At 67.0% G+C, this 22182-nt stretch carries 19 protein-coding genes; 9 read left to right on the top strand and 10 right to left on the bottom strand.

Translation table 11 applies throughout. The features are described 5' to 3' along the window. Positions 1 to 15 precede the first annotated feature (15 nt). From WKW77_RS12775 to WKW77_RS12795, 5 genes are all read left to right on the top strand, one after another. Positions 16 to 1656, top strand: a complete 1641-nt coding sequence (locus WKW77_RS12775) for an FAD-dependent monooxygenase (protein ID WP_340357222.1) — start codon at positions 16 to 18, stop codon at positions 1654 to 1656. 12 nt (positions 1657 to 1668) lie between these two features. Further along, positions 1669 to 1890, top strand: coding sequence for a DUF2783 domain-containing protein (locus tag WKW77_RS12780; protein WP_340357223.1), 222 nt, complete (start codon positions 1669 to 1671; stop codon positions 1888 to 1890). After that, positions 1887 to 2846, top strand: coding sequence for an MBL fold metallo-hydrolase (locus WKW77_RS12785; protein ID WP_340357224.1), 960 nt, complete (start codon positions 1887 to 1889; stop codon positions 2844 to 2846). The genes WKW77_RS12780 and WKW77_RS12785 overlap by 4 nt, the downstream gene beginning before the upstream one ends. 155 nt (positions 2847 to 3001) lie before the next feature. Further along, on the top strand, positions 3002 to 3973 hold the full coding sequence (locus tag WKW77_RS12790) for a Bug family tripartite tricarboxylate transporter substrate binding protein (protein WP_340357225.1): 972 nt from the start codon (positions 3002 to 3004) through the stop codon (positions 3971 to 3973). Positions 3974 to 4037: 64 nt separating this feature from the next. After that, positions 4038 to 5372 carry a hypothetical protein gene (locus tag WKW77_RS12795; RefSeq protein WP_340357226.1) on the top strand — a complete coding sequence of 445 codons (1335 nt, stop codon included), beginning with the start codon at positions 4038 to 4040 and terminating at the stop codon, positions 5370 to 5372. A gap of 4 nt (positions 5373 to 5376) precedes the next feature. Here WKW77_RS12795 and WKW77_RS12800 read toward each other — a convergent pair whose 3' ends face one another. From WKW77_RS12800 to def, 5 genes are read right to left on the bottom strand one after another with little or no spacing between them, the layout of a single operon-like run. After that, the gene (locus WKW77_RS12800; RefSeq protein WP_340357227.1) at positions 5377 to 5724 is read right to left on the bottom strand and encodes an AzlD domain-containing protein; all 348 of its coding nucleotides are present in this window, start codon (positions 5722 to 5724) and stop codon (positions 5377 to 5379) included. Next, entirely contained in the window at positions 5721 to 6461 is a 741-nt protein-coding gene (locus tag WKW77_RS12805; RefSeq protein WP_340357228.1) for an AzlC family ABC transporter permease, read from the bottom strand. Before WKW77_RS12805 ends, WKW77_RS12800 begins: the two co-directional genes overlap by 4 nt. Next, positions 6461 to 7411: a methionyl-tRNA formyltransferase gene (fmt, locus tag WKW77_RS12810; RefSeq protein ID WP_422823183.1), complete on the bottom strand. Its 951-nt coding sequence runs from the start codon at positions 7409 to 7411 to the stop codon at positions 6461 to 6463. The genes WKW77_RS12805 and fmt overlap by 1 nt, the downstream gene beginning before the upstream one ends. 5 nt (positions 7412 to 7416) lie before the next feature. After that, entirely contained in the window at positions 7417 to 7905 is a 489-nt protein-coding gene (locus WKW77_RS12815) for a hypothetical protein (RefSeq protein WP_340357230.1), read from the bottom strand. A 2-nt stretch (positions 7906 to 7907) separates the two neighbouring features. After that, a complete protein-coding gene (gene def, locus WKW77_RS12820; RefSeq protein WP_340357231.1) occupies positions 7908 to 8441 on the bottom strand; it encodes a peptide deformylase in 534 nt (177 codons plus the stop codon). Between the two features lie 158 nt (positions 8442 to 8599). Here def and WKW77_RS12825 point away from each other — a divergent pair, with 158 nt between their 5' ends. The 3 genes from WKW77_RS12825 to WKW77_RS12835 all read left to right on the top strand — a co-directional run bounded on the left by WKW77_RS12825 (position 8600) and on the right by WKW77_RS12835 (position 11560). Beyond that, entirely contained in the window at positions 8600 to 9811 is a 1212-nt protein-coding gene (locus WKW77_RS12825; protein ID WP_422823184.1) for a LysM peptidoglycan-binding domain-containing protein, read from the top strand. 18 nt (positions 9812 to 9829) lie between these two features. Next, the gene (gene dprA, locus WKW77_RS12830) at positions 9830 to 10969 is read left to right on the top strand and encodes a DNA-processing protein DprA (RefSeq protein ID WP_340357232.1); all 1140 of its coding nucleotides are present in this window, start codon (positions 9830 to 9832) and stop codon (positions 10967 to 10969) included. Positions 10970 to 11044: 75 nt separating this feature from the next. Further along, a complete protein-coding gene (locus tag WKW77_RS12835) occupies positions 11045 to 11560 on the top strand; it encodes a Smg family protein (RefSeq protein WP_340357233.1) in 516 nt (171 codons plus the stop codon). Between the two features lie 282 nt (positions 11561 to 11842). Here WKW77_RS12835 and WKW77_RS12840 read toward each other — a convergent pair whose 3' ends face one another. From WKW77_RS12840 to WKW77_RS12860, 5 genes are all read right to left on the bottom strand, one after another. Beyond that, the gene (locus WKW77_RS12840) at positions 11843 to 14236 is read right to left on the bottom strand and encodes a DUF1631 family protein (protein WP_340357234.1); all 2394 of its coding nucleotides are present in this window, start codon (positions 14234 to 14236) and stop codon (positions 11843 to 11845) included. A 131-nt stretch (positions 14237 to 14367) separates the two neighbouring features. Further along, complete coding sequence (gene secF, locus WKW77_RS12845; protein ID WP_340357235.1) at positions 14368 to 15321, bottom strand: protein translocase subunit SecF; 954 nt, start codon at positions 15319 to 15321, stop codon at positions 14368 to 14370. 12 nt (positions 15322 to 15333) lie between these two features. After that, positions 15334 to 17211: a protein translocase subunit SecD gene (gene secD, locus WKW77_RS12850; RefSeq protein WP_340357236.1), complete on the bottom strand. Its 1878-nt coding sequence runs from the start codon at positions 17209 to 17211 to the stop codon at positions 15334 to 15336. A 124-nt stretch (positions 17212 to 17335) separates the two neighbouring features. Next, positions 17336 to 17665, bottom strand: a complete 330-nt coding sequence (gene yajC, locus WKW77_RS12855) for a preprotein translocase subunit YajC (RefSeq protein WP_093165411.1) — start codon at positions 17663 to 17665, stop codon at positions 17336 to 17338. Between the two features lie 214 nt (positions 17666 to 17879). Beyond that, positions 17880 to 21497: an indolepyruvate ferredoxin oxidoreductase family protein gene (locus WKW77_RS12860; RefSeq protein WP_340357237.1), complete on the bottom strand. Its 3618-nt coding sequence runs from the start codon at positions 21495 to 21497 to the stop codon at positions 17880 to 17882. Between the two features lie 172 nt (positions 21498 to 21669). Between WKW77_RS12860 and WKW77_RS12865 the strand changes: the two genes are divergently transcribed. Further along, the gene (locus tag WKW77_RS12865) at positions 21670 to 22167 is read left to right on the top strand and encodes an Lrp/AsnC family transcriptional regulator (RefSeq protein ID WP_340357238.1); all 498 of its coding nucleotides are present in this window, start codon (positions 21670 to 21672) and stop codon (positions 22165 to 22167) included. Positions 22168 to 22182: the final 15 nt, after the last annotated feature.

A 22182-nucleotide genomic window follows, 5' to 3' on the forward strand; every position in this document is an offset into this window, starting at 1 on the left:
CGACCGCATTCCCCGATGGAAACCTTCACCTTCGCTCCCCCTTACGAACTGCCGAGCTGGCCGTTCGTGCCGCCGCCTGAACTGCAAAGCACGTCGGCCGGGCGTCACCCGATCGTGATCGTCGGCGCCGGCCCCGCCGGCCTCACGCTCGCCTGTGACCTCGCGAGCCGCGGCGTGCGCGCAGTGCTGCTCGACGAGGACGACACGGTCGGCGTGCGCGGCGCATCGTCGCGCGGCATCTGCTATGCGCAGAAGAGCCTGGAAATCTTCGCGCGGCTCGGAATCTACGAACGCATCGCCGAGAAGGGCATCACCTGGTCCTTCGGCCGCACCTTCTCGGGCGACACCGAGGTCTACAACTTCAACCTGAAGACCGACAGCGTCTCGGTGCAGCCGCCGTTCATCAACCTGCAGCAGTTCTACATCGAGTGGTTCCTGGTCGACCGCATCCACGAACTCGGCCTGACCGACCTGCGCTGGAAGAATCGCGTGACGCAAGTGACGCCGCTTGCCGATGGCGTGCGCCTCACGGTGGAGACGCCGGCCGGCAGCTACAACATCGAGGCGGATCACCTCATCGACGCGACCGGCGCGAACAGCCCGATCCGCACGCAACTCGGCATCGAGGCGCATCCGTCGCGCAGCACCGACCGGTGGTGCATCACCGACGTGCGCTTCAAGAAGCCGCTGCCGGTCGAGCGCTGGACCTGGGTCGATGCGCCCTTCAACGAAGGCCGGGCGGTGTGGCAGCACCTGATGGGCGACGGCGTCTGGCGCATCGACTACCAGATGCCCGAGGACTGCGACACCGCCTACATCAGCAAGCCGGAAGTCGCGGGCGCGCGGCTTCGCGAACAGCTCGGTCCCGGCGTGGAATTCGAGTTCGTCTGGATCGGCCCCTATGGCTACCGCGACCACCTGCTCGACAACTTCCGGCACGGCCGCATCCTGTTCATCGGCGATTCGGCGCACGTGGTGAGTCCGTTCGGCGCACGCGGCGGCAACAGCGGCATCCAGGACGCGGCGAATCTCGGATGGAAGCTCGCGCTGGTCACGCAAGGGCTCGCGGACGATGTGCTGCTCGACACGTATGACGCCGAACGCCGACCCGCCGCGGCGGAGAACCTGCGCGTCACCAGCCGTTCCGCGCGCTTCCTCGCGCCGCGGTCGCCGGCCGAGCACACGATGCGCCGCGCGGTCGTCGCGCTCGCGCAGCGCTACCCGTTCGCGCGCGCGCTGGTCAACACGGGGCGAATGTCGGTCGCCAACGACTACCCAGCGGCCGCCCATCTTCCCGCCGGCGCGAAGACGGTCCAGAACCTCCCGCTGCGATGGCGCGATGGAACGCCGACCACGATCGCGCAGCTGCTGGCCGAAGGCACGCAATGCCTCGGCCTATGGTTCGCGCCGACGCGCGCGCAGGCGAGTACGGCGACCGATCTCGATGCCTCGTTGCCGCTGCGGCTCGTCGCCGTCGGTGGCGAAAGCGGCCTGCCCGCGCTGCAGCCTGACGACGTGCTGGCCCGCCACCTCGACAACCCGGCGCCCGGCACCCTGTGCATCGTGCGCCCGGACGCCTATCGCGGCGCCCTGCTGAACGACCCGACGCCCGCATCGATCGCCGCCGCGCTCCGCACCGCGCTCGCGCATCGCTGACTTCACAGAACCATGATCACCGAGCCCCACATCCCCGACCCCGATGGCTTCTACGCGGCCTGGATCGCCGCGCAGGAAGGCCTGAACGAAACGCATAGCGCCGACTACAACGCGCGCCTCGTGCTGCTGCTGGCCAACCAGTGCGGCAATCAACAGGTGCTGCTGGACTGCATCGCCGCCGCGCGGGACAGCGGCACATCTCCGTCGACCGACAACACAAGCACCCCCCCATGAGCACATCCGTTTCCTTCGCTTCTGCCTCGGACACCCGCGAGCAGAAGCCGCAGGTGCGCGAACTCGCGCCCAACGTCTACGGCTACATCAGCGACTTCGATCCCAACTGCGGCTTCATCGTCGGCGACGAACACGTGGTGCTGATCGACACGCGCCCCACGCCGCGCATGGCGCGCGACTTCCTGGCCGACATCCGCAAGGTCACCGACAAGCCGATCAAGTTCATCGTGCTCACCCACTACCACGCGGTCCGCGTGATGGGCGCGAGCGCTTTTAGCGAAGTCGAGGCCATCATCGCGAGCAAGGGCACGCTGGAGTGGGTGCACGAGCGCGGGCAGGCCGACTTCGATTCGGAAGTCGGCCGCTTTCCGCGCCTCTTCGCCGGCGTGGAGGAAATCCCCGGCTTGACCGAGCCGACGATGAGCTTCGAGCGCGAGATGAGCCTCTGGCTCGGAAGGCGCGAACTGCGCCTGATGTGCCTCGGCCGCGGCCATTCGGGCGGCGACACGATCGCATGGCTGGCGGACTGCGGCGTGCTCTTCTCGGGCGACGTGGTCGAGAACCGCTGCGGCGTGTACGCCGGCGATGCCTACATCCAGGACTGGGCCGGCACGCTCGACGCGGTCGCCGCGCTGAAGCCGCGCGTGCTGGTGCCGGGTCGCGGCGCAGTGCTTCAAGGCGAGGCCGCGTGTGCCGAAGCGGTTGCACTCACCAAGGCCTTCCTCTCGACGCTGCTCGACAGCGTGCGTGCCGGCATCGCTGCCGGCGACAGCCTGCGCGGCTGCTTCGAGCGCGCCGAGCAGGCGATGAAGCCGCGCTTCGGCAACTGGCCGGTCTTCCAGCACGTTCTGCCCTTCGACGTGTCGCGCGCCTATGACGAACTGCGCGGCATCGAACACCCGGTGATCTGGACCGCCGAGCGCGACCGCGAGCTCTGGCAGGTGCTCAGAGGCTGAATGAACTCGCCCCCAGGCCGCGCGCACTTCGTGTCGCTTCGCCAACCCCCTACCGGGGGCAATACCAGCGGCCCGGCAAAGCCGGTTCCGCGGTATTCCTGGCCTGGACCGTCACGGCTCACTGATATCGACATCTTTTAACGGAGACAAACCGAATGCGACGATTTCTCAAGCTGCTGGCCGCCGGCCTCGCGATCACCCTGGCGAGCCATGCGCCGGCCCAGTCCACTTATCCCACGCAAACCGTGCGCTGGATCGTTCCCTACGTCGCAGGCGGCGGCACCGACAACCTCGCGCGCGCACTCGCCGAAGCCATGCAGCCCTCGCTCGGCCAGCCGATCGTGATCGACAACCGGCCCGGCGCATCTACCAACATCGGCGTGCAGGTGATGATGCAGGCCAAGCCCGACGGCTACACGATCATGCAGGCCGAGAACGCGGCACTGCTCTTCAACGAGCACATGTTCGCCAAGCTGCCGTACAAGCCCGCCACCGACTTCACCTACATCGGCGCCATCGGCCGCTTCCCGGTCGCGCTGGTGGTGCATCCGGACTTCCCCGCGAAGACGGTCGCGGAGTTCGTGAGCTATGTGAAGGCGCATCCGCAGAAGGTGAGCTATGCCTCGCCGGGCAACGGTTCGCCGCACCACATGGCGATGGAACTCTTCAAGCAGAAGGCCGGCATCGACATCCAGCATGTGCCGTACAAGGGCGCCGCGCCGGCGATGACCGACGTGATGGGCGGGCAGGTGCCGACCATGATGCTGGACCTCGCCTCCGGCCTGCCGATCATCAAGAGCGGCAAGGTGCGCGTGCTGGCGATCGCGCTGCCGCAGCGTGCTGCGGCCCTGCCCGACGTTCCGACCTTCAACGAGCTCGGCTTCAAGGACGTCAACGCGTATGCCTTCCACGGTCTCATTGGCCCGGCGGGCATGCCAAAGGATGTGGTCGCCCGCCTGAACACCGAGTTGAACAAGGCGATGCAGGCGCCGAGGGTGGTCAAGCTCTTCTCGGAGTTCGGCTTCGAGGCGCTGCCCGGAACGCCGCAGGACTTCTACAAGCTCGCCCGCGCGGAGAACGAGCGCTGGGGCCAGATCATCAAGACGGCCGGCGTGCAGCTCGACTAGCGGTGCGGCGATGGCGAAGCGATCTCGTGCATGATCGCCTCGCCCCTCCATCGAAGACGCCCACATGCATGTGAAACGACATCTGCTGCCCTCGCTGGCGCTTTCGCTCTGCCTTGCACAGGCCCACGCCGCGAATGCGCCCAGGCCCGCCGACTGCCCCGCGCCCGTTCCCGACGCGGCCCGCTGCTACACCGGCCAGGACGACGCCGGTGCCTTCTACGTGATCGCGATCCCGAAGGACTGGAACCACGTCCTCGTGATGCATGCGCATGGCGGACCCGAGACCGGGCCGCCGAAGCTGGAGCGCAGCGTGGAAGACCTCAAGCGCTGGGCCGTCACCCTGCGCGCGGGCTATGCGTGGGCCGCCTCCACCTACCGGCGCGGCGGCTACGGCGTGACGATGGCGGCGGAGGACACAGAGCGGCTCCGACAGATCTTCGTGAGCTATTTCGGCACGCCGCGCCGCACCTTGCTGCACGGACAGAGCTACGGCGGCGGCGTGGCCTCGAAGGCCGCGGAGCTGTACGCGCCGCCCGGCGCCAAGAGTCCCTACGACGGGCTGGTGCTGACCAGCGGCGTGCTCGGCGGCGGCAACAACGCCTACGACTTCCGGCTCGACCTGCGCGTGGTCTACCAGTACGTCTGCCGCAACCACCCACGACCGGACGAGGCGCAGTACCCGCTCTGGACGGGCCTGCCGAGGGATTCGAAGCTCACGCGCGCCGAGCTTGCCGAGCGCGTGAAGGCGTGCACCGGCGCCGGCCTGCCAGCGGCGCAACGAACGCCCGAGCAAGCGGCGCGGCTCAAGACGATCCTGGCCGCCACGAAGATCGAGGAACGCTCGCTGGTCGGCCATCTGTCGTGGGCGACGTGGCTGTTCCAGGATCTGGTGCAGTTGCGGCTGGAGGGTCGCAATCCCTTCGGCAACATCGGCGTGGTCTATCGCGGCTCGAACGACGACACGGCGCTGAATGCGGGCGTCGCGCGATACGCGGCCGATCCCCAGGCGCAAGGCGAACTGGCGACCGACAGCCTGCCGAGCGGCCGCACCTCGCTGCCAACCGTGACGCTGCATGCGATCAACGATCCCACGGCCTTCGTCGAACTCGAAGACCTCTACCGCCGCATCCGCGAATCGGCCGGCACCGGCGACAGGCTGGTACAGACCTTCAGCGCCGAGCGCGAGCACAGCTACCTGAGCGATTCGGAATATCCGGCGCTCTTCACTGCGCTCCTCGACTGGATCGACAAGGGCGAGAAGCCCACGCCCGAGAGCATCGCGCTGCTGTGCAAGGCCGTGATGCCGCGCTATCGCCCGGACGGGAAGAACGACTGTCACATCCAGCCCGGCTGGCACCCGGCTTCGCTGGAAAGTCGGGTCGCACCGCGATCGCCCTGATCGCCTACCAGCCGAGGCCCAGGTGCAGCGGCAAATAGATTGCCATGCCCGCGAGCATCGTCCCGAGCACGCCGCCGCGCCAGAAGAAGTAGAGGACGCCGGCGACCGCGCCGTAGAGGCGCGCATCCTGCAGGGTCGTTGTCAGATGGCCCTGCGTCATGACGACCTCGGGAATGACCACTGCCGCCAACGCCGCGGCGGGCGCGTAGTGCAGCGCGCGATGCGCCCAGTCCGGCAGACCCCACGGCCGGTCGAGGATGAAGAAGAAGCAGCGCGTCAGCACGGTGACGCCCGCGAGGCCGACGATGACCGCCAGCGTCCAGAAATCGGTCTGCGCCCCGCCCAGGCTCACTTGTCGTCCTCTGCATCGGGATCAAGCCCGAACTGCTTCTCGAGCCAGAAGCACAGCAGCACTGCGACGCCGATGCCCGCGACGATGTTGAGCTTGAGCGGCAGCGCATAGGCCGCGACCGCCGTGGCCCCGGCAATCACCACCGCCAGCACGCGAAGGCGCGTGGTCGCCATCGAGCAGACGATCGCCACCAGGCTCAGGACGCCCGCGAAGCCCAGGCCCCAGCTCTGCGGAATCATGTTCGCCAGCACGATGCCGAGCAGGCTCAGGACCATCCACGAGCACCAGGTCACGCAATAGTTGCCGGTGAGGTAGGCCTCCTGCGCGCGCTTCTCGGCCTCGGTCTCGGGCGCGCGGGCGTACCTGCGCGTGAACATCGCGTAGCTCATGTCGGCCGTGAGATAGCCGTGCGTCATGCGGCGCCAGCGCGGCATGTGCATGAGGTAGGGCCGCAGATGCAGGCTGAAGACCACGAAGCGCAGGTTGACGCAGAAGCCGGTTGCCAGGATCACCCAGGCCGGCGCGCCGGCGATCAGCAACGGGATGGACGCGAGTTGCGAACTGCCCGCGTAGACCAGCAGGGTCATTGCGACCGCCTCGACCACGCTCATGCCGGACTTGAGCATCGCGACCCCGGTCATGAGGCCCCACGCGCCGATGCCCAGGGCGATCGGCGACATGTCGCGGATGCCTTCGCGAAACTCCGGTTGGCTGCGAACGGAGGAGGCGAGGAACATCAGCCGAAGACCTGTCCGGGCTTGACGTCGAAGCCTCGCAGGAAATCGGCCACCGGCAGGCGCTTGCCGCCTGCGCGCTGCAGTTCGGAGACGACGACCGTCGAGCCCTGGGCGGCGATCACGATGCCCGCTGCGCCGACGGCAAGAACGGTTCCGGGCGCTTCTGACGGTGCATCCTGGCGCGCCTGCGCGGCCCACAGCTTGATGGTCTCGCCATCGAGCACGCTGCTCGCACCGGGAAATGGATCGAAGGCGCGGACGCGTCGCACGATCGCGTCGGCGCCCTGCGACCAGTCCACCTGCGCCTCGGCCTTCTCGACCTTGTGCGCGTAGGTCACGCCTGCCTCGGGCTGCGGAACGGCACGGAGCGCACCGGCGTCCGCCTGCTCCAGCGCATCGACGATCATGCGGCCGCCGAGCGCGGCAAGCCGGTCGTGCAGACGGGCGGTGTTGTCTTCGCCGATCGGAACGGCGTCGCGCAGCAGCATGTCACCAGTGTCGAGGCCGGCGTCCATCTGCATGATGGTGATGCCCGTTTCGGCGTCGCCTGCTTCGATCGCGCGATGGATCGGCGCGGCGCCGCGCCATCTGGGGAGCAGGCTCGCGTGGATGTTCAAGCAGCCGAGCCGCGGAGCATCGAGCACCCACTGAGGAAGGATCAGTCCGTAGGCAGCCACCACCATGACCTCGGCCTTCGAATCCGCGATCGCGGTGCGCGCGGCTTCTGCGTCATCCGGATACTTGCCGTCCAACCGCAGGCTTCGCGGCTGGATCACCGGCCATCCGCGCGACACCGCGAACTGCTTGACCGGCGAGGCCTGCATCTTCATGCCGCGGCCCGCCGGGCGATCCGGCTGGGTCAGCGTGAGGACGATCTCGTGGCCGGCCGCGGCGATGGCCTCCAGCGCGACGCGGGCAAACTCGGGCGTACCCGCGAACGCGACTTTCATGGCGCTCACCGGGGGATCAGAAAGACGTTCAGGTCGTCGCCCGTGTGATAGTGGTCCACCACGCCGTCCGGCCTCACATAGATATAGAGCAGCCGGCGCGCATTCATGGACTTGTAGCGCCAGGTCCAGACATCGCCGTTGAAGGAGGTCACGCGGGTGATCTCGTAGGGCCGCCCGTAGGTGCGCAGAACATCGTCGACGCGCCAGACGCCGGGCTTGATGGTGCTGTCGAAGAGGCCTTCGAAGAGTTCCTGCCGGATGGACACCACATGGCCGCTCGCGTCGACGTCGATGTTCGAGACTTCGAAGCCCATCGGCGCGCGGGAATACTGGAGCCGCTCACCGCCGCCCTGCAGCGGATAGGTCGCGGTCGGCGTGCCCAGTTGCACAAGCGCCTGGTCGCGCGTGGTGCCGAGCGGCAGTCGCGTCGGCTCGCTGGCACACCCCGCCAAGGCGGACGCCACCACGACGGCCGCGAGCCAGGAACGCTTCATGATCAACGACGTCCTTCGCGCTGTTCGAGTTTCTGTTCTTCGCGCTGCTGCTTGAGCAGCTTGCTCTTGATGCGGTTGCGCTTCAGCGGCGAGAGGTATTCGACGAAGACCTTGCCCAGCAGGTGATCGAGTTCGTGCTGGATGCAGACCGCGAGCAGGCCCTCGGCTTCGTGGGTCTGTGGCTCGCCTTCCGCGTCGAGCGCCGTCACGCGCACCGCGGTGGAGCGCTCCACGCCGTCGTAGATGCCCGGCACCGACAGGCAGCCTTCTTCATTGACGACTTTTTCGTTGCTCGCCCAGACAATCTCCGGGTTGATGAGCACCAGGGGCTGGTCGCGGTCCTCGGACACGTCGATCACGACCAGCCGCTCGTGCACGTCGATCTGCGTGGCGGCGAGCCCGATGCCGTTGGCGTCGTACATGGTTTCGAGCATGTCGGCAACCAGTGTCTTGATGCGCGCATCGACGCCCTGCACCGGTTTGGCCACCGTGTGCAGGCGAGCGTCCGGGTAACTCAAAATGGTTCGTTTTGACATGAAAGCGAGGAAAAGTTGTCGCTATTTTCGCCATTTCCGCGACGGCTCGGAGCGGCTGGCGGGATTTACATTGCCCGATCTGGGGCTTCAGCGCAAAATTCGTAGCAAATTGTGAGGATTCGTACGTTCTGCGTGGCGCAGTGTGTGCACCATCAACCATGAATAAATTCCCAACCAACGAACATCTGCGTCCCCGCTTCGTCGCCACGTTGGCGGTCTTTGCCATGGCGGGCCTTGCAGGTACGACGGCATCCGCACAAAACTACCCCGTCACCCCCCAACAGCGCGCCACCGCCCAGCAGACGGCGCAGGCCGGCATTCCGATCAGCGAACTGGCGCCCAATGCGCCGGACGAATACACGGTCAAGCCCGGCGACACGCTCTGGGCCATTTCCCGCCTCTATCTCCGCAGCCCGTGGCGCTGGCCCGAGCTGTGGGGCATGAACATCAGCGAGATCTCGAACCCGCACCGCATCTATCCGGGCCAGGTGCTCTATCTCGACAAGTCCGGCGGCCGCGCCCGCCTGAGCACCCGGCGCGGCGCCGGCGGCGCCGAAGGCACCATCAAGCTGTCGCCGCGCACGCGCTATGAATCGCTCTCCGGCATGGCCCTTCCGACGCTCAACCCGAGCCTGATCGAGCCGTTCCTCGCCGAGCCGGTCGTGGTGGACGACAACACCCTGCTCATCGCACCGCGCATCGTCGCGGGCAACGACAGCCGTGTGCTGCTGTCGCGCGGCGATCGTGCCTACGCACGCGGCAACGTCCAATCACCGCTCATCGAGACGGCCGGCCCGATCCAGACCTTCCGCATCTTCCGCGACGCCACGCCGCTGAAGGACCCGGGCACCGGCGAGATCCTCGGCTATGAAGCCCAGTACCTCGGCAAGGCCCAGTTGCAGCGCGGCGAATCGACCATGAGCGAAATGGTCGAGGGCAAGGAAGTCGTCAGCGTCGTGCCGGCCACCATCGACATCATTGCCGCACGCGAGGAAATGCGGGCCGGCGACCGCCTGTTGCCCGAGCCGCCGCGCCAGCTCCTGAGCTACGCGCCCCGCGCCCCGCAGCAGCCGATCGAGGGCCGCATCGTCTCGGTCTACGGCAACGCCGTCCAGTTCGCCGCGCAGAACCAGGTCGTGGCGATCAACAAGGGCCTGCGCGACGGCATCGAGTCCGGACACGTGCTGGCGATCCTCAAGAATGGCGAAACCATCGTCGACAAGACCGGCGCCGGCAAGGAAACGCTGAAGCTGCCGAACGAGCGCATCGGCCTGCTGATGGTGTTCCGTCCGTTCGAGAAGGTGTCCTATGCGCTCGTGCTGGAGATCAACGACACCCCGCGCATTGGCGATCTGCTCGTCAATCCCTGAGGCGGTTATCGGTTTCGAGTGGAACGCGAGGACCTCGCAGGCTGGCTGCGACTTGCGCTGACGCCGGGCATCGGCAGCACATCCGGACGCAAGCTGCTGGCGGCGTTCGGGCTGCCGTCGCAGGTTTTCGCGCAATCGCTGGATGCGCTCCGGCAGGTCGTGACCGATGCGCAAGCGCATGCGTTGCAGGCGCTGCCGCGCGATTTCCAGGACCAGCTCCGGCGAACCGATGACTGGCTGCAAGGCACCGAGGCCGGCGGCGCGACCCGGCGCATCGTGACGCTGGGCGATGCGGGATACCCCGCTTCGCTGCTCGAGACGGCGGACCCGCCCTTGATGCTCTACCTGCTCGGCGCCCCGGCGTTCGATCTGACGCAGCTCGACCGCAGCGTCGGGATGGTCGGCAGCCGCAATCCCACCGCACAGGGCGAACAGACCGCGCGCGCATTCGCACGGGCTTTCGGGGAGGCGGATATCGCGGTGGTGTCCGGCCTCGCGCTGGGCATCGACGGCGCGGCGCACACCGGGGCGCTCGAGGCAGTCGGCGGCTCCGGGCGCTTGGCCACCGTGGCCGTCGTCGGCACCGGGCTCGACCGCGTGTACCCCGCACGGCATCGCGATCTGGCGCATCGCATTGCGGCCCACGGCCTGATCGTGAGCGAATACCCGCTCGGCACGCCGCCGCTCAATCAGAACTTCCCGAAGCGCAATCGGATCATTGCCGGCCTGACCCGCGGCACGCTGGTCGTCGAGGCTGCGCTTCGCTCGGGCTCGCTGATCACCGCACGACTGGCGGCGGAACAGGGCCGGGAGGTGTTCGCGATTCCCGGTTCGATCCATTCGCCGCAATCGCGCGGCTGCCATGCCCTGATCCGCCAGGGCGCAAAGCTCGTCGAATCGGTGGGCGACGTTCTCGAAGAATTGCGTTTCGACGCCCCGGTCTCCGCCGATGCGCAGGGCGATCAGACCGCGACAAGCTCGACCGGCGAGTGGGGGCTTCTCTCCGATCTCGGCTTCGACCCGATGAGCCTTGATGCCCTGTCAGCCCGCACCGGCTACGGCGCTGCCGAGTTGCAGGCTCGGCTGCTCGAACTCGAACTGGAAGGCCATGTGGCGCGGCTTCCGGGAGGCTTGTTCCAGCGCGTGGTGCGAGGCTGAACCGTCCTTCACAAAACATCGTCGTCTTCACGCAACTGACGCGGCAGGGCACCTTGACTGGGCTATATTGAACCCATGTTCGAAGTGCTTGTTTTTGTCTACGAAAACTATTGGCGCGGCGATGCATGTCCCGCACCCGAACAGTTGGGCCGCAAGCTAAGTGCACAGGGCTTCGATGCGGATGAAATCCGCGAAGCATTGCACTGGCTCGACGGCCTGAGCCACGCCACGCAGGGCATCCAGCTCGTAAGGCATGCCGACGAGACGACCGCGACGGTCGGCATTCGCAGCCGGAGCGACGAAGTCATTCCCCAATCGCCGCACTCGATCCGCGTCTATTCGAACGCGGAACAGGAGCACATCGGCGCCGAGTGCCTGGGCTTCATCAGCTTCCTCGAATCCTCCGGCGTGCTGCCAACGGGCATGCGCGAGATCGTGATCGAGCGCGCGATGGCGACGTCCGGCGAGCCCCTGACGATCGACGAGCTCAAGATCATCGTGCTCATGGTGCACTGGTCCACCGGCGTCGAGCCCGATGCGCTGGTGCTGGACGAGCTCTGCGACGACGCATCCGAGCGCGTGGCGCACTAGGCTCGCCCCCCAGCCTCGCTCACTGCGTGTGCTCGGGCCCCCCCTACCGGGGGGCAACACCAGCGGCCCGGCAAAGCCGGTTCCGCGGTGTTTCACCAACGGGCCTGGCTTCGCCGGCCGTTGAATACCGCGTCATGGCGCTGTATTGGGCGGCGCGCAGCGCTCGCCCCTTCGCGAGCAGTCGCGGAACCGGCTTTGCCGGGCCGCTGACTGCGCCCCCGGTAGGGGGTGGGCGGCTACACGCAGTGAGCAAGCCTGGGGGCGAGCAAGCCTTGGGGCGAGCTAATTAAGCAGGCGCTCGGGATTGGCGTCGAGCTTGGCCAGGGCTTCGCGGGTGGCGCGAACGGTGAGGGTTTCTTCCTCGGCGGGCACGAGCAGGCCGGCCTGCAGGTAGGACGCCAGACGGCCCACCTGGATCAGGAAGCTGCGTCCGTCGCTGGATGCGAACAGGTGAAGTTGCTTGCGCTCGCTGCGCCACACGAACTGGACCTGGCTGACCCGGTCGTTGTGGTCGAGCATGAACCAGTTGCCCACCTGAAGCTCATGCGCCCAGGCGAGCATGTCTTCGCCGACCTTGGTGCCGGTGTCGGGCACGACTTCGATCGAGGAGGCATCCACGCCGAGCAAGAGTTCGATGCTGGCGGCGTCGAGCGGCACGTCCATCGTGCCTTCGTCCGACACGAAATCCTCGAGGTTGGCCAGACGCTTCGCCATGGCCTCGATCTTGGCCTGCGGAATCGCCTCGGTCTTCGACATGAACGCATCGGACAAGGTCGCGCCGATGGTCTTGATGTGCTGTTCCTGCGCGTCCCCGACGATGCCCAGCAACGTCATCCCCTGTCGCAGGCGCTGGAGCAGCTTGGGCAGGTCCTGGATCACGCGGGTGCGGTCGTTGCGGTTCGGCTTGGCGCTGGCGGCCCAGACGAGGTCCGAAGCGGAACGCTTCAGCATGACGGTCTGCTCGTCCTGCGGACCGTAGCGCAGTGCGGCGATGGCCAGCACCTCGGCCCATACCTTGAAGAGGAACTCGCGGATCTCCTCGCGCACCGGCATGTCGTTGAGCATCTTGCGCAACTCGATGGTGTACTGGATCGCCATCGTTTCCTTCTGCTCGACCTGCTGCGCGACGCTCATCACCTTCTGGGCGGTGTCGCTCTGCGTGAGGTACTTGTTGAGGAAGGCGACGAACTCGTCGAACACCAGCTTGAACACGCGCTGGCCGGTTTCCGGATATTGCTCGATCACCTGCACGACGCGGCGGATCTCGCCTTCGAGCGCACTGCCCGAGATGGCCGCGGCATCGAAGCCCATCACGCAGGAACCCATGCGGTCGATCAGCATGCGCGCCGGGTGCTGCAGGGTGCCGAAGAACTCGGGCTCGGCGATCGCCACGCGCAGCACGGGCATCTGCAAGCGCGCGAACCAGACGCGCGCCGAGAACGGGATGCGCTCCTCGGCGAGGATGGCCTGGAACATCAGCGCCACGATCTCCACCGTCGCCTTGTCGGCCGTGGTCGGCGCCCGCTTCTTCAGCTCGGCGCTGCGCCGCCGAAGATCGACGGTTGCCTGGAGGACGGCCGTGGCCTCGTCGCCCACGACATATTGCGACGCGGCAGCCTGATAGGCGACCTCGGCATCCGCGATCGCCGCGGCAAAGGCCGGCGCGCCCGCCATTCCCATCGGCCCGCCCGCCCCATCGCTGACGCCGACTGCCGGTCGATGCTGTGTGATGTCGCCGCCGATGCGCGCGGTCACGAAACGCTTGAGGTTGAGCAGGACGCCCTGGGCGCGCTGTCGCGCCACGAGAAGCGGCGAGCCCCCGTTGGCACCCATCGCGTCGGCAGACGACACCGCCGCGCCGCCGCGCCCCATGCCGACGCCGATCGCAGCCGGCGCGAAGCTGCCCGCAGGCAGGGCATAGCCGCCGCGCCCGCCCTGCGGCATTTGCGCCGTCATGCCCATCGACGCGCTTCCCGACGCATGCGAAGCCGCGAAGCTGCCGCCGAGCCCCGCCGCACCTGAATTGACCGACCCCGTGCGGCGCACGAAGCTCTTGAGGTCGATCTCCGGCATCACTTCCCTGCTGATCAGGTAGGCGTTGGCGTCCTTGTAGGCCTTCACCATCCCGTCGACCATGTGCAACTGCATCTGATCCTGAACCTTGGTCCAGAGCTCCCGGCTCAGCCCGCTGGCAAGCCACTGATCGACCAGCACCTTCGCGAACGCCTCGGGCTTCAGGACGTCCTTGGCGTCGAGTTCGCTCGTTCCTTCGAGATGCTGGATTCGCAGCCGCAGGTCGTTGAGTTCGAAGCTCGCCTTGTCCTGGATCGTCTGCGCGAGCCGCGACGACAGGATGTTCGTCTCGACCACGTCGTCGCCGATCAGCTCCAGGCGCAGCGAATTGGAAGACGACCCGCCCGATGAACTGCTGGCCAGCGCCTTGCGCCACGCCTGGCGCGACTGGGCGACCCACGCGGCCCCGTGCGACTGGAATGCCAGGAAGCCGTCCCGGTTCTCCTGCATGTCGCGCGAGTTGCCGGTCTGCGAGGCCAACGCCACCAGTCGTTCGGTGATCGCATGGGCCGCCGGCTCGATCACCCCCTCGGTGGCGGCGACGAAACGCTCGCGCGTCTCGCGGGAAATCTGGAGGGAAGAAGCGTTGGACCGCGTGGCCATGGAGGGGTGAGTCAGGACGTCAGTTGGATGATTCGACAATCACGAGCTTGCATCGGGAAGGCCAAGCGCACAAGGGCCGGCAATGCTCGGCAACCCCAACACCCCGTTTGCGCAGCGCCAGCCTTCCATGATCAGACCGTCGCGCCCGCGTTCGGATCGTCCGGATCGCCCTCGCGCTTGACCGGCCCCTTGACCAGATCCTCGCGCTTGACCCCGAGCCACATGGCGATCGCCGCGGCCACGAAGGCCGAGGAGTAGATGCCGAAAAGAATGCCGATGGTCAGCGCCAGCGCAAAGTAGTGCAGCGTCGGGCCGCCGAAGAAGAACATCGACAGCACGACCAGCTGGGTCGAGCCGTGGGTGATGATGGTCCGGCTGATGGTCGAGGTGATCGCGTTGTCGATGACCTCGCGCGTGGACATCTTTCGATAGCGGCGGAAGTTCTCGCGCACGCGGTCGAAGATCACCACCGACTCGTTCACCGAATAGCCCAGCACCGCCAGCACGGCCGCGAGCACCGCCAGCGAGAACTCCCACTGGAAGAAGGCGAAGAAGCCCAGGATGATCACCACGTCGTGCAGGTTGGCCAGCACGGTCGCGAGAGCGAACTTCCATTCGAACCGGAAGGCGAGGTAGATCATGATGCCCACCACCACCATCCCGAGCGCCTTGAGGCCGTTGGTGGTGAGTTCCTCCCCGACCTGCGGGCCGACGAACTCGGTGCCGCGCAAGGTGGCTGACGGCTCGACCGCCTTGAGCGCCCCCATCACCTGCTCGCTTTGCTGGGCCGAGGTCTGGCCCTTCTGCACCGGGAGGCGGATCTGCACGTCGCGCGAGGTGCCGTAGTTCTGCACCAGCACGTCCTGGTAGCCGAGCTTGCTGATGGTCTCGCGCACCTTTCCGATGTCGACCGGCTGCGTGTAGGCCACTTCCATGACCGTACCGCCGGTGAATTCGACCGAGAGGTGAAGCCCGCGGTGGAACAGGAAGAACACCGCGAGCAGGAAGGTGACGACCGACACCGCGTTCAGCACCAGCGCATGGCGCATGAACGGGATGGTTCTGTGGATACGGAAGAATTCCATTTGGTCTGCCCCTTACTTCGCGTCGGCGGCGGCCTGGTTGGCCGGCCTCCACACGGTGCCGATCGACAGGGTCTTGAGCTTCTTCTTGCCGCCGTACCAGAGATTGACGAGGCCGCGCGAGAAGAACACGGCCGAGAACATCGAGGTGACGATGCCGATGCAATGCACCACCGCGAAGCCGCGGATCGGCCCGGAGCCGAAGGCCAGCAGCGCGATGCCGGCGATCAGGGTGGTCACGTTGGAGTCCAGAATCGTGTTCCAGGCCCGGTCGTAACCCGCGTGGATCGCGGCCTGCGGCGACGCACCGCCCCGCAGTTCCTCGCGGATGCGCTCGTTGATCAGCACGTTCGAGTCGATCGCCACGCCGATGGCGAGCGCCATGGCCGCGATGCCCGGCAAGGTCAGGGTGGCCTGCAGCATCGACAGGATCGCCACCAGCAGCAGCAGGTTGACCGCCAGCGCGATCGACGAGAACAGGCCGAACAGCGCGTAGTAAACGCACATGAACACCATGATGGCCAGGAAGCCGTACATGACGCTGTTGAAGCCCTTCTGGATGTTGTCGGCGCCGAGGCTCGGGCCGATGGTCCGTTCCTGGATGATTTCCATCGGCGCGGCCAGCGAGCCGGCACGCAGCAGCAGCGCGAGGTCGTTGGCTTCGACCACGTTCATGGCGCCGGAGATCTGGAAGCGGTTGCCCAGTTCGCCGTTGATCGACGGCGCGGTGAGCACCTCGCCGCGGCCCTTTTCGAAGATCAGGATCGCCATGCGCCGATGCATGTTCTCGCGGCTGACGTCGCGCATGATGCGGCCGCCCTTGGCATCCATGGTCAGGTCGACCTTGGGCTGCTGCGTCTGCGAGTCGAAGCCGGGCTGGGCATCGGTGAGGTTCTCGCCGGTGACGAGGACCTGCTTCTTTACGATCACCGGACGGCCGGTGCGATCGATGAACTTCTCGGAGCCGAACGGCACCGGGCCGGTGCCCTGCTCGGCCGCGCGGCCCTCGGCGCTCTCGTCGACGAGGCGCATCTCGAGCGTCGCGGTGCGACCCAGGATGTCCTTGGCCTTCGCGGTGTCCTGCACGCCCGGCAACTGGACCACGATGCGGTCCAGGCCCTGCTGCTGGATGACCGGCTCGGCCACGCCGAGTTCGTTGATCCGGTTGTGCAGCGTGGTGATGTTCTGCTTGAGCGCCGCGTCCTGCAGCCGGCGTGCGGCCTCGGGCTTGATCGACAGCGCGAGCTTGTAGTCGGCGCCTTCCTGGCTTTCGACCGCAACCAGGTCCGGGAACTGGTCCTGGAGCAGCGCCTTGCCCGCGTTCAGGCCGGCCGTGTCGCGGAAGCGCACCTCGACGGTCTGGCCGACGCGCGTGACCGAGGTGCCGCGCACGCCCTTGTCGCGCAGCCCCGTGCGGATGTCACCCGCGAAGGATTCGGCGCGCTTGTCCATGGCGCCCTGCATGTCGACCTGCAGCAGGAAATCGACGCCGCCGCGCAGGTCGAGACCCAGGTACATGGGGAAGGCGTGCAGCGCGGTCAGCCAGGACGGCGAGCGCGACAGCAGGTTGAGCGCCACCACGTAGGGCGGGTCGCTCGGGTCCGGGACCAGCGCATGCTGCAGCACGTCGCGCGCCTTGAGCTGGTCGTCGGTGTTGGTGAAGCGTGCGCGCACGGAGGTGGCGTCGAGCGTCAGAAGATCAGGCGCCAGCCCGGCGGTCTTGAGCGCTTCCTCGACGCGGTTGCGCGTGCCGGCATCGACCTTGACCGTCGACTTGGCCGCCGACACCTGCACCGCAGGCGCCTCGCCGAAGAAATTGGGCAGGGCGTAGATCAGCCCCACCAGCAGCACGATCACGATGATCGCGTACTTCCAAATCGGATAACGATTCATGATTTCGGCCGGCGGAGCCGGGCCCGTTAGTGAAACACCGCGGAACCGGCTTCGCCGGACCGCCGGTGTTGCCCCCGGCAGGGGGTGCCCGAGCACACGAAGTGAGCGAGGCTGGGGGCGAGCATTACTTGATCGCGCCCTTGGGGAGAACCTGGACGACCGCGCTGCGCTGGATCTGGACTTCGACGCCCTTGGCGATCTCGATCGTCAGGTACTGCTCGCCGAGCTGGGTGATCTTGCCGAGCACGCCGCCCGCGGTGGCGACTTCGTCGCCCTTGGCCAGCGCCTCGATCATGGCGCGGGCTTCTTTCTGGCGCTTCATCTGCGGCCGGATCATGACGAAGTACAGCACCACGAACATCAGCAGCAGCGGAAGCATGCTGCCGAGCGACGACATCATGTCACCGCCGCCGGCGGCGGGCGCGGACTGGGCGAAAGCAGAGGAAATGAACAAGGGAATCTCCAGCAGAGGGAAGAAAACAAGCGCGCCGGCCTCCCGCACAACACGGGAGGTCCGCCGGTCCGCGGCGATGCGAACACGCCGCGCAGCGCGGCGCCTGGCCGCGCACCATCAGGCATTGTATTCGGCGGAAAGCGCCCCGGCAGGGGCAACCCGCCGGGGCGATCAGGGCTTTGAGGTCAGCCGAGAGAAGAGCCCCCGGGGGCCGTCAGGCTGCCGCCCGGGCGGGCTGCGGATGGCGCCACTTGGCCATCAGCTCGGCCCAGCGGGCGCGCGCAGCCGCCAGGTTGCGATCCTTCACGTGGCCGTAGCCGCGGATCTGCTCGGGCAGGCTCGCGATCTCTACCGCCAGGGCATGGTTGCCGGCGTTCAGCCCGGCGAGCACCTCGTCGACGGCGGCGCGGTATTCGCCGATCAGGGCGCGCTCGGTCCTGCGTTCCTCGGTGCGGCCGAAGACGTCGAGCGCGGTGCCACGCAGCCCCTTGAGCTTCGCCAGCAGCCGGAAGCCGGTCAGCATGGCGGGGCCGAACTTCTGCTTCTGGAGTTGGCCCTTGGCGTTCTTCTTCGCGGTGAGCGGCGGCGCGAGGTGGTAGTTGAGCTTGAAGTCCTTGCCCATCTGCCCCTCGAACATGCCCTCGATCCGCTGGAGGAAGGCCGGATCGCTCTGAAGGCGCGCGACCTCGTACTCGTCCTTGTAGGCCATCAGCTTGAACAGGTGGCGCGCCACCGCTTCGCTGAAGCTGGTCTTGCCCAACGCCGCTTCGGCCTTCTGCACCCGGGCGACGAAGGCCTTGTATTCCTCCGCATAGGCGGCGTTCTGGTAGCCGGTCAGGAACTCCACGCGGCGCGCCACCAGCGTGTCGACGGAATCGCGCTTCTTGAACTCGATGATCTGCCCGGGCTGGACGTGCTTCTGCACCTCCTGCGGACGCTCTGCGGCCTGCCGGCCCCACTCGAAGGCCGTCTTGTTGTTCTCGACTGCCACGGCATTGAGCTCGATCGCGCGCATCAGCGACGCATGCTCGAGCGGGATCCACCCTTTCTGCCAGGCATAGCCCAGGATCATCGGGTTGACGTAGATGCTGTCGCCCATCAGCGAGGTCGCCGCCGCGTCGGCATCGAAGGCGCCGACCGCATCGGCGCCGACAGCGCGCGCGATCTCGGCGGCACAAGCTTCCTGCGGGTTCTGCCAGTTGGCGTTGCGCACGAACGCTGCCGTCGGGCTGCTGTGGCTGTTGAGCGCCACGTGCGTGCGTCCTTCGCGCATGCGCGCCATGGTCTCGGCGTTCACGCTGACCAGCGGGTCGCAGGCCAGGACCAGGTCGGCCGCCGCGGTCCCGACGCGCGTGGTGCGGATGTCGTCCTGCGTGTCGCCGATGAGCACGTGGCTCCAGGTCGCGCCGCCCTTCTGGGCGAGGCCGGCCGCGTCCTGCGTGACGATGCCCTTGCCTTCGATGTGCGCGGCCATGCCGAGCAGCTGGCCGATGGTGATGACGCCGGTCCCGCCGACGCCGGCCACCACCACGCCCCAGACATTGCCGCCCGCGAGCGAAGGAATCGCCGGGTCGGCCAGCGCGCCCAACTCGGCGGGCGCAGCGCTCTTGCCCTTGGCCTTTTTCTTGAGCTGGCCGCCTTCCACGGTCACGAAGCTCGGGCAGAAGCCCTTCAGGCAGCTCATGTCCTTGTTGCAGGTGCTCTGGTTGATCGTGCGCTTGCGGCCGAATTCGGTCTCCAGGGGCTCGACCGACAGGCAGTTGCTCTGCACGCTGCAATCGCCGCAGCCTTCGCAGACCAGCTCGTTGATCACCACGCGCCGGGCCGGATCGACCGCCGTGCCGCGCTTGCGGCGGCGACGCTTCTCAGTCGCGCAGGTCTGGTCGTAGATGATGGCCGTCGTGCCCTTGATCTCGCGGAACTCGCGCTGGATCTGGTCGAGTTCGTCGCGGTGCCGCACCTTGACGTTGTCGCCCGGCACGTGCACACCTTCGTACTTCTCGGGCTCGTCGGTGACGACGACCACCTTCGCCGCGCCCTCGGCATGCAGGCTCTCGGCGATCTGCAGCACCGAGTGGCCCTCGGGCCGCTCGCCGACTTGCTGCCCGCCGGTCATCGCGACCGCGTCGTTGTAGAGGATCTTGTAGGTGATGTTCACGCCGGCCGCGATGCTCTGGCGGATCGCGAGCAGGCCGCTGTGGAAATACGTGCCGTCGCCGAGGTTCGCGAAGATGTGCTGCTCGTTGGTGAACGGCTGCTGGCCGACCCATGGCACGCCCTCGCCGCCCATCTGCGTGAAGCCGATGGTCGAGCGGTCCATCCACGTCGCCATGAAGTGGCAGCCGATGCCGGCCATCGCGCGCGAGCCTTCCGGCACCACGGTGCTGGTGTTGTGCGGGCATCCCGAGCAGAACCACGGCTGGCGGGTCGCATCCGCCGCGCTGACGATCTGCGGGCCGGCCATCGCGCGTTCCTTGGCTTCCAGGATGGCGAGCTGCGCATCGATGCGCGCGGCCATGTCGGCGCCGGCCGCCGCGAGGATGCCGGTCTTCTTGAGCCGCTGCGCAATCGCCTTGGCGATCAGCGCCGGATTCAGGTCGGCATTGGCGCGCAGCAGCGTGTGCGATGTCGGGTTGGGCATCGACCATTCGCCGCCCGAATAACCCTCGGCCTCGTACACCTCGCCTTCGTCGAACTTGCCGACGACGTTCGGGCGCACGTCGCCGCGCCAGTTGTAGAGCTCTTCCTTGAGCTGGTACTCGATGACCTGCCGCTTTTCCTCGACCACGAGGATTTCCTGCAGGCCGGTGGCGAAGGCGCGGGTGAGCTGCGCCTCCAGCGGCCACACCACGGCGACCTTGTGCAGGCGGATGCCGAGCTGTCGGCAGGCCGCGTCGTCGAGGCCCAGGTCGATCAACGCCTGGCGCGTGTCATTGAAGGCCTTGCCGCTGGCCATGATGCCGAAGCGGTCGTTGGGCCCCTCGATGACGTTGTGGTTGAGCCGGTTGGCGCGGATGTAGGCGAGCGCCGCGTACCACTTGTAGTGCATCAGGCGCGCTTCCTGCTCCAGCGCGTGGTCGGGCCAGCGGATGTGCAGGCCGCCCGGCGGCATCTGGAAGTCGGTGGGGGTCACGATCTCGACGCGCTCGGGGTCGATCATCGCGGTGGCGCTCGACTCGACGATCTCCTGGATGGTCTTCATGCCCGACCAGATCCCGGCGAAGCGGCTCATCGCGAAGGCGTGGATGCCCAGGTCGAGGATTTCCTGCACGTTGGCCGGGAAGAACACCGGCGTGCCGCAGGCCTTGAAGATGTGGTCGCTCTGGTGCGCGGCGGTCGAGCTCTTGGAGATGTGGTCGTCGCCCGCCACGGCGATCACGCCGCCCCACGGGGTAGTGCCGGCCATGTTGGCGTGCTTGAAGACGTCGGAGCAGCGGTCCACGCCAGGGCCCTTGCCGTACCAGATGCCGAAGACGCCATCGAACCTGTTGGTGCCCGGCGGCGCGAATCCGAGCTGCTGCGTGCCCCAAAGCGCGGTGGCGGCGAGTTCTTCGTTCACGCCCGGCTGGAAGACGATGTTCTGCTGCTTGAGGTACTTGCTGGCCTTCCACAGCGCCTGGTCGTAGCCGCCAAGCGGGGAGCCGCGGTAGCCGCTGACGAAGCCGGCGGTGTTCTTGCCCTGCTGCTGGTCCCGCAGCCGCTGCAGCATCGGCAGCTTGACGAGCGCCTGGACGCCGCTCATGAAGGCGCGGCCGTAGTCCAGTGAGTACTTGTCGTCGAGCGTGACGGTTTCGAGGGCCTTGCGGATGTGCTCGGGCAGTGGGGCGTTCATCGTGTCTGTCTCCAGTGGGCTTTGCCTTGTGGGCGTGGCTTGCGGGATCTCCAGATCGGAAAGCCCTCGGCCATCGTGTCGCAAAGTGTATGCCTGCTGCCCTGACAGGTGTTTGCTTTCTTTGCCCGCATAGGCCAGCTTTCAGAAAGATTCTTTCTTATAATGGCGGAATATGGAAAGCATCGATAAGTTTGACCTCGCGATCCTGCAAGAACTGCAAGCCGACGGGCGGCTGACCAATGCCGAACTTGCGCAGCGCGTGGGGCTTTCGGCGGCCCCGTGCTGGCGCCGGGTGCGCGCACTGGAGGACGCCGGCTACATCAAGGGCTACCACGCCGAGATCGACCGGCACAAGATCGGGCTTGGCGTGCTCGCTTTTGTGCGGGTGGACACCGAACGCACCACCGGCGATCTCACGCGCAGGCTCGAGGATGCGATCCGCAAGCTGCCGGAAGTGATCGCCTGTCACTACATCAGCGGCACCGGCACCTTCGAGCTCCAGGTGGTGGCGCAGGACCTCGACAGCTTCTCGCGCTTCGCACTCCAGCACCTGCTGAATCTGCCGAACGTGAAGGACATCCACACCAGCTTCTCGCTCGGCGAGGTCAAGGCGAGCCATGCGCTGCCGCTGGGGCATCTGGCCCCGAAAACCCCTTCGCGCGCGCCCTAGAATCTCGCCCCACCA

The sequence above is a fragment of the Variovorax ureilyticus genome, assembly GCF_037889935.1.
GTDB classification, from domain to species: domain Bacteria; phylum Pseudomonadota; class Gammaproteobacteria; order Burkholderiales; family Burkholderiaceae_C; genus Variovorax; species Variovorax ureilyticus.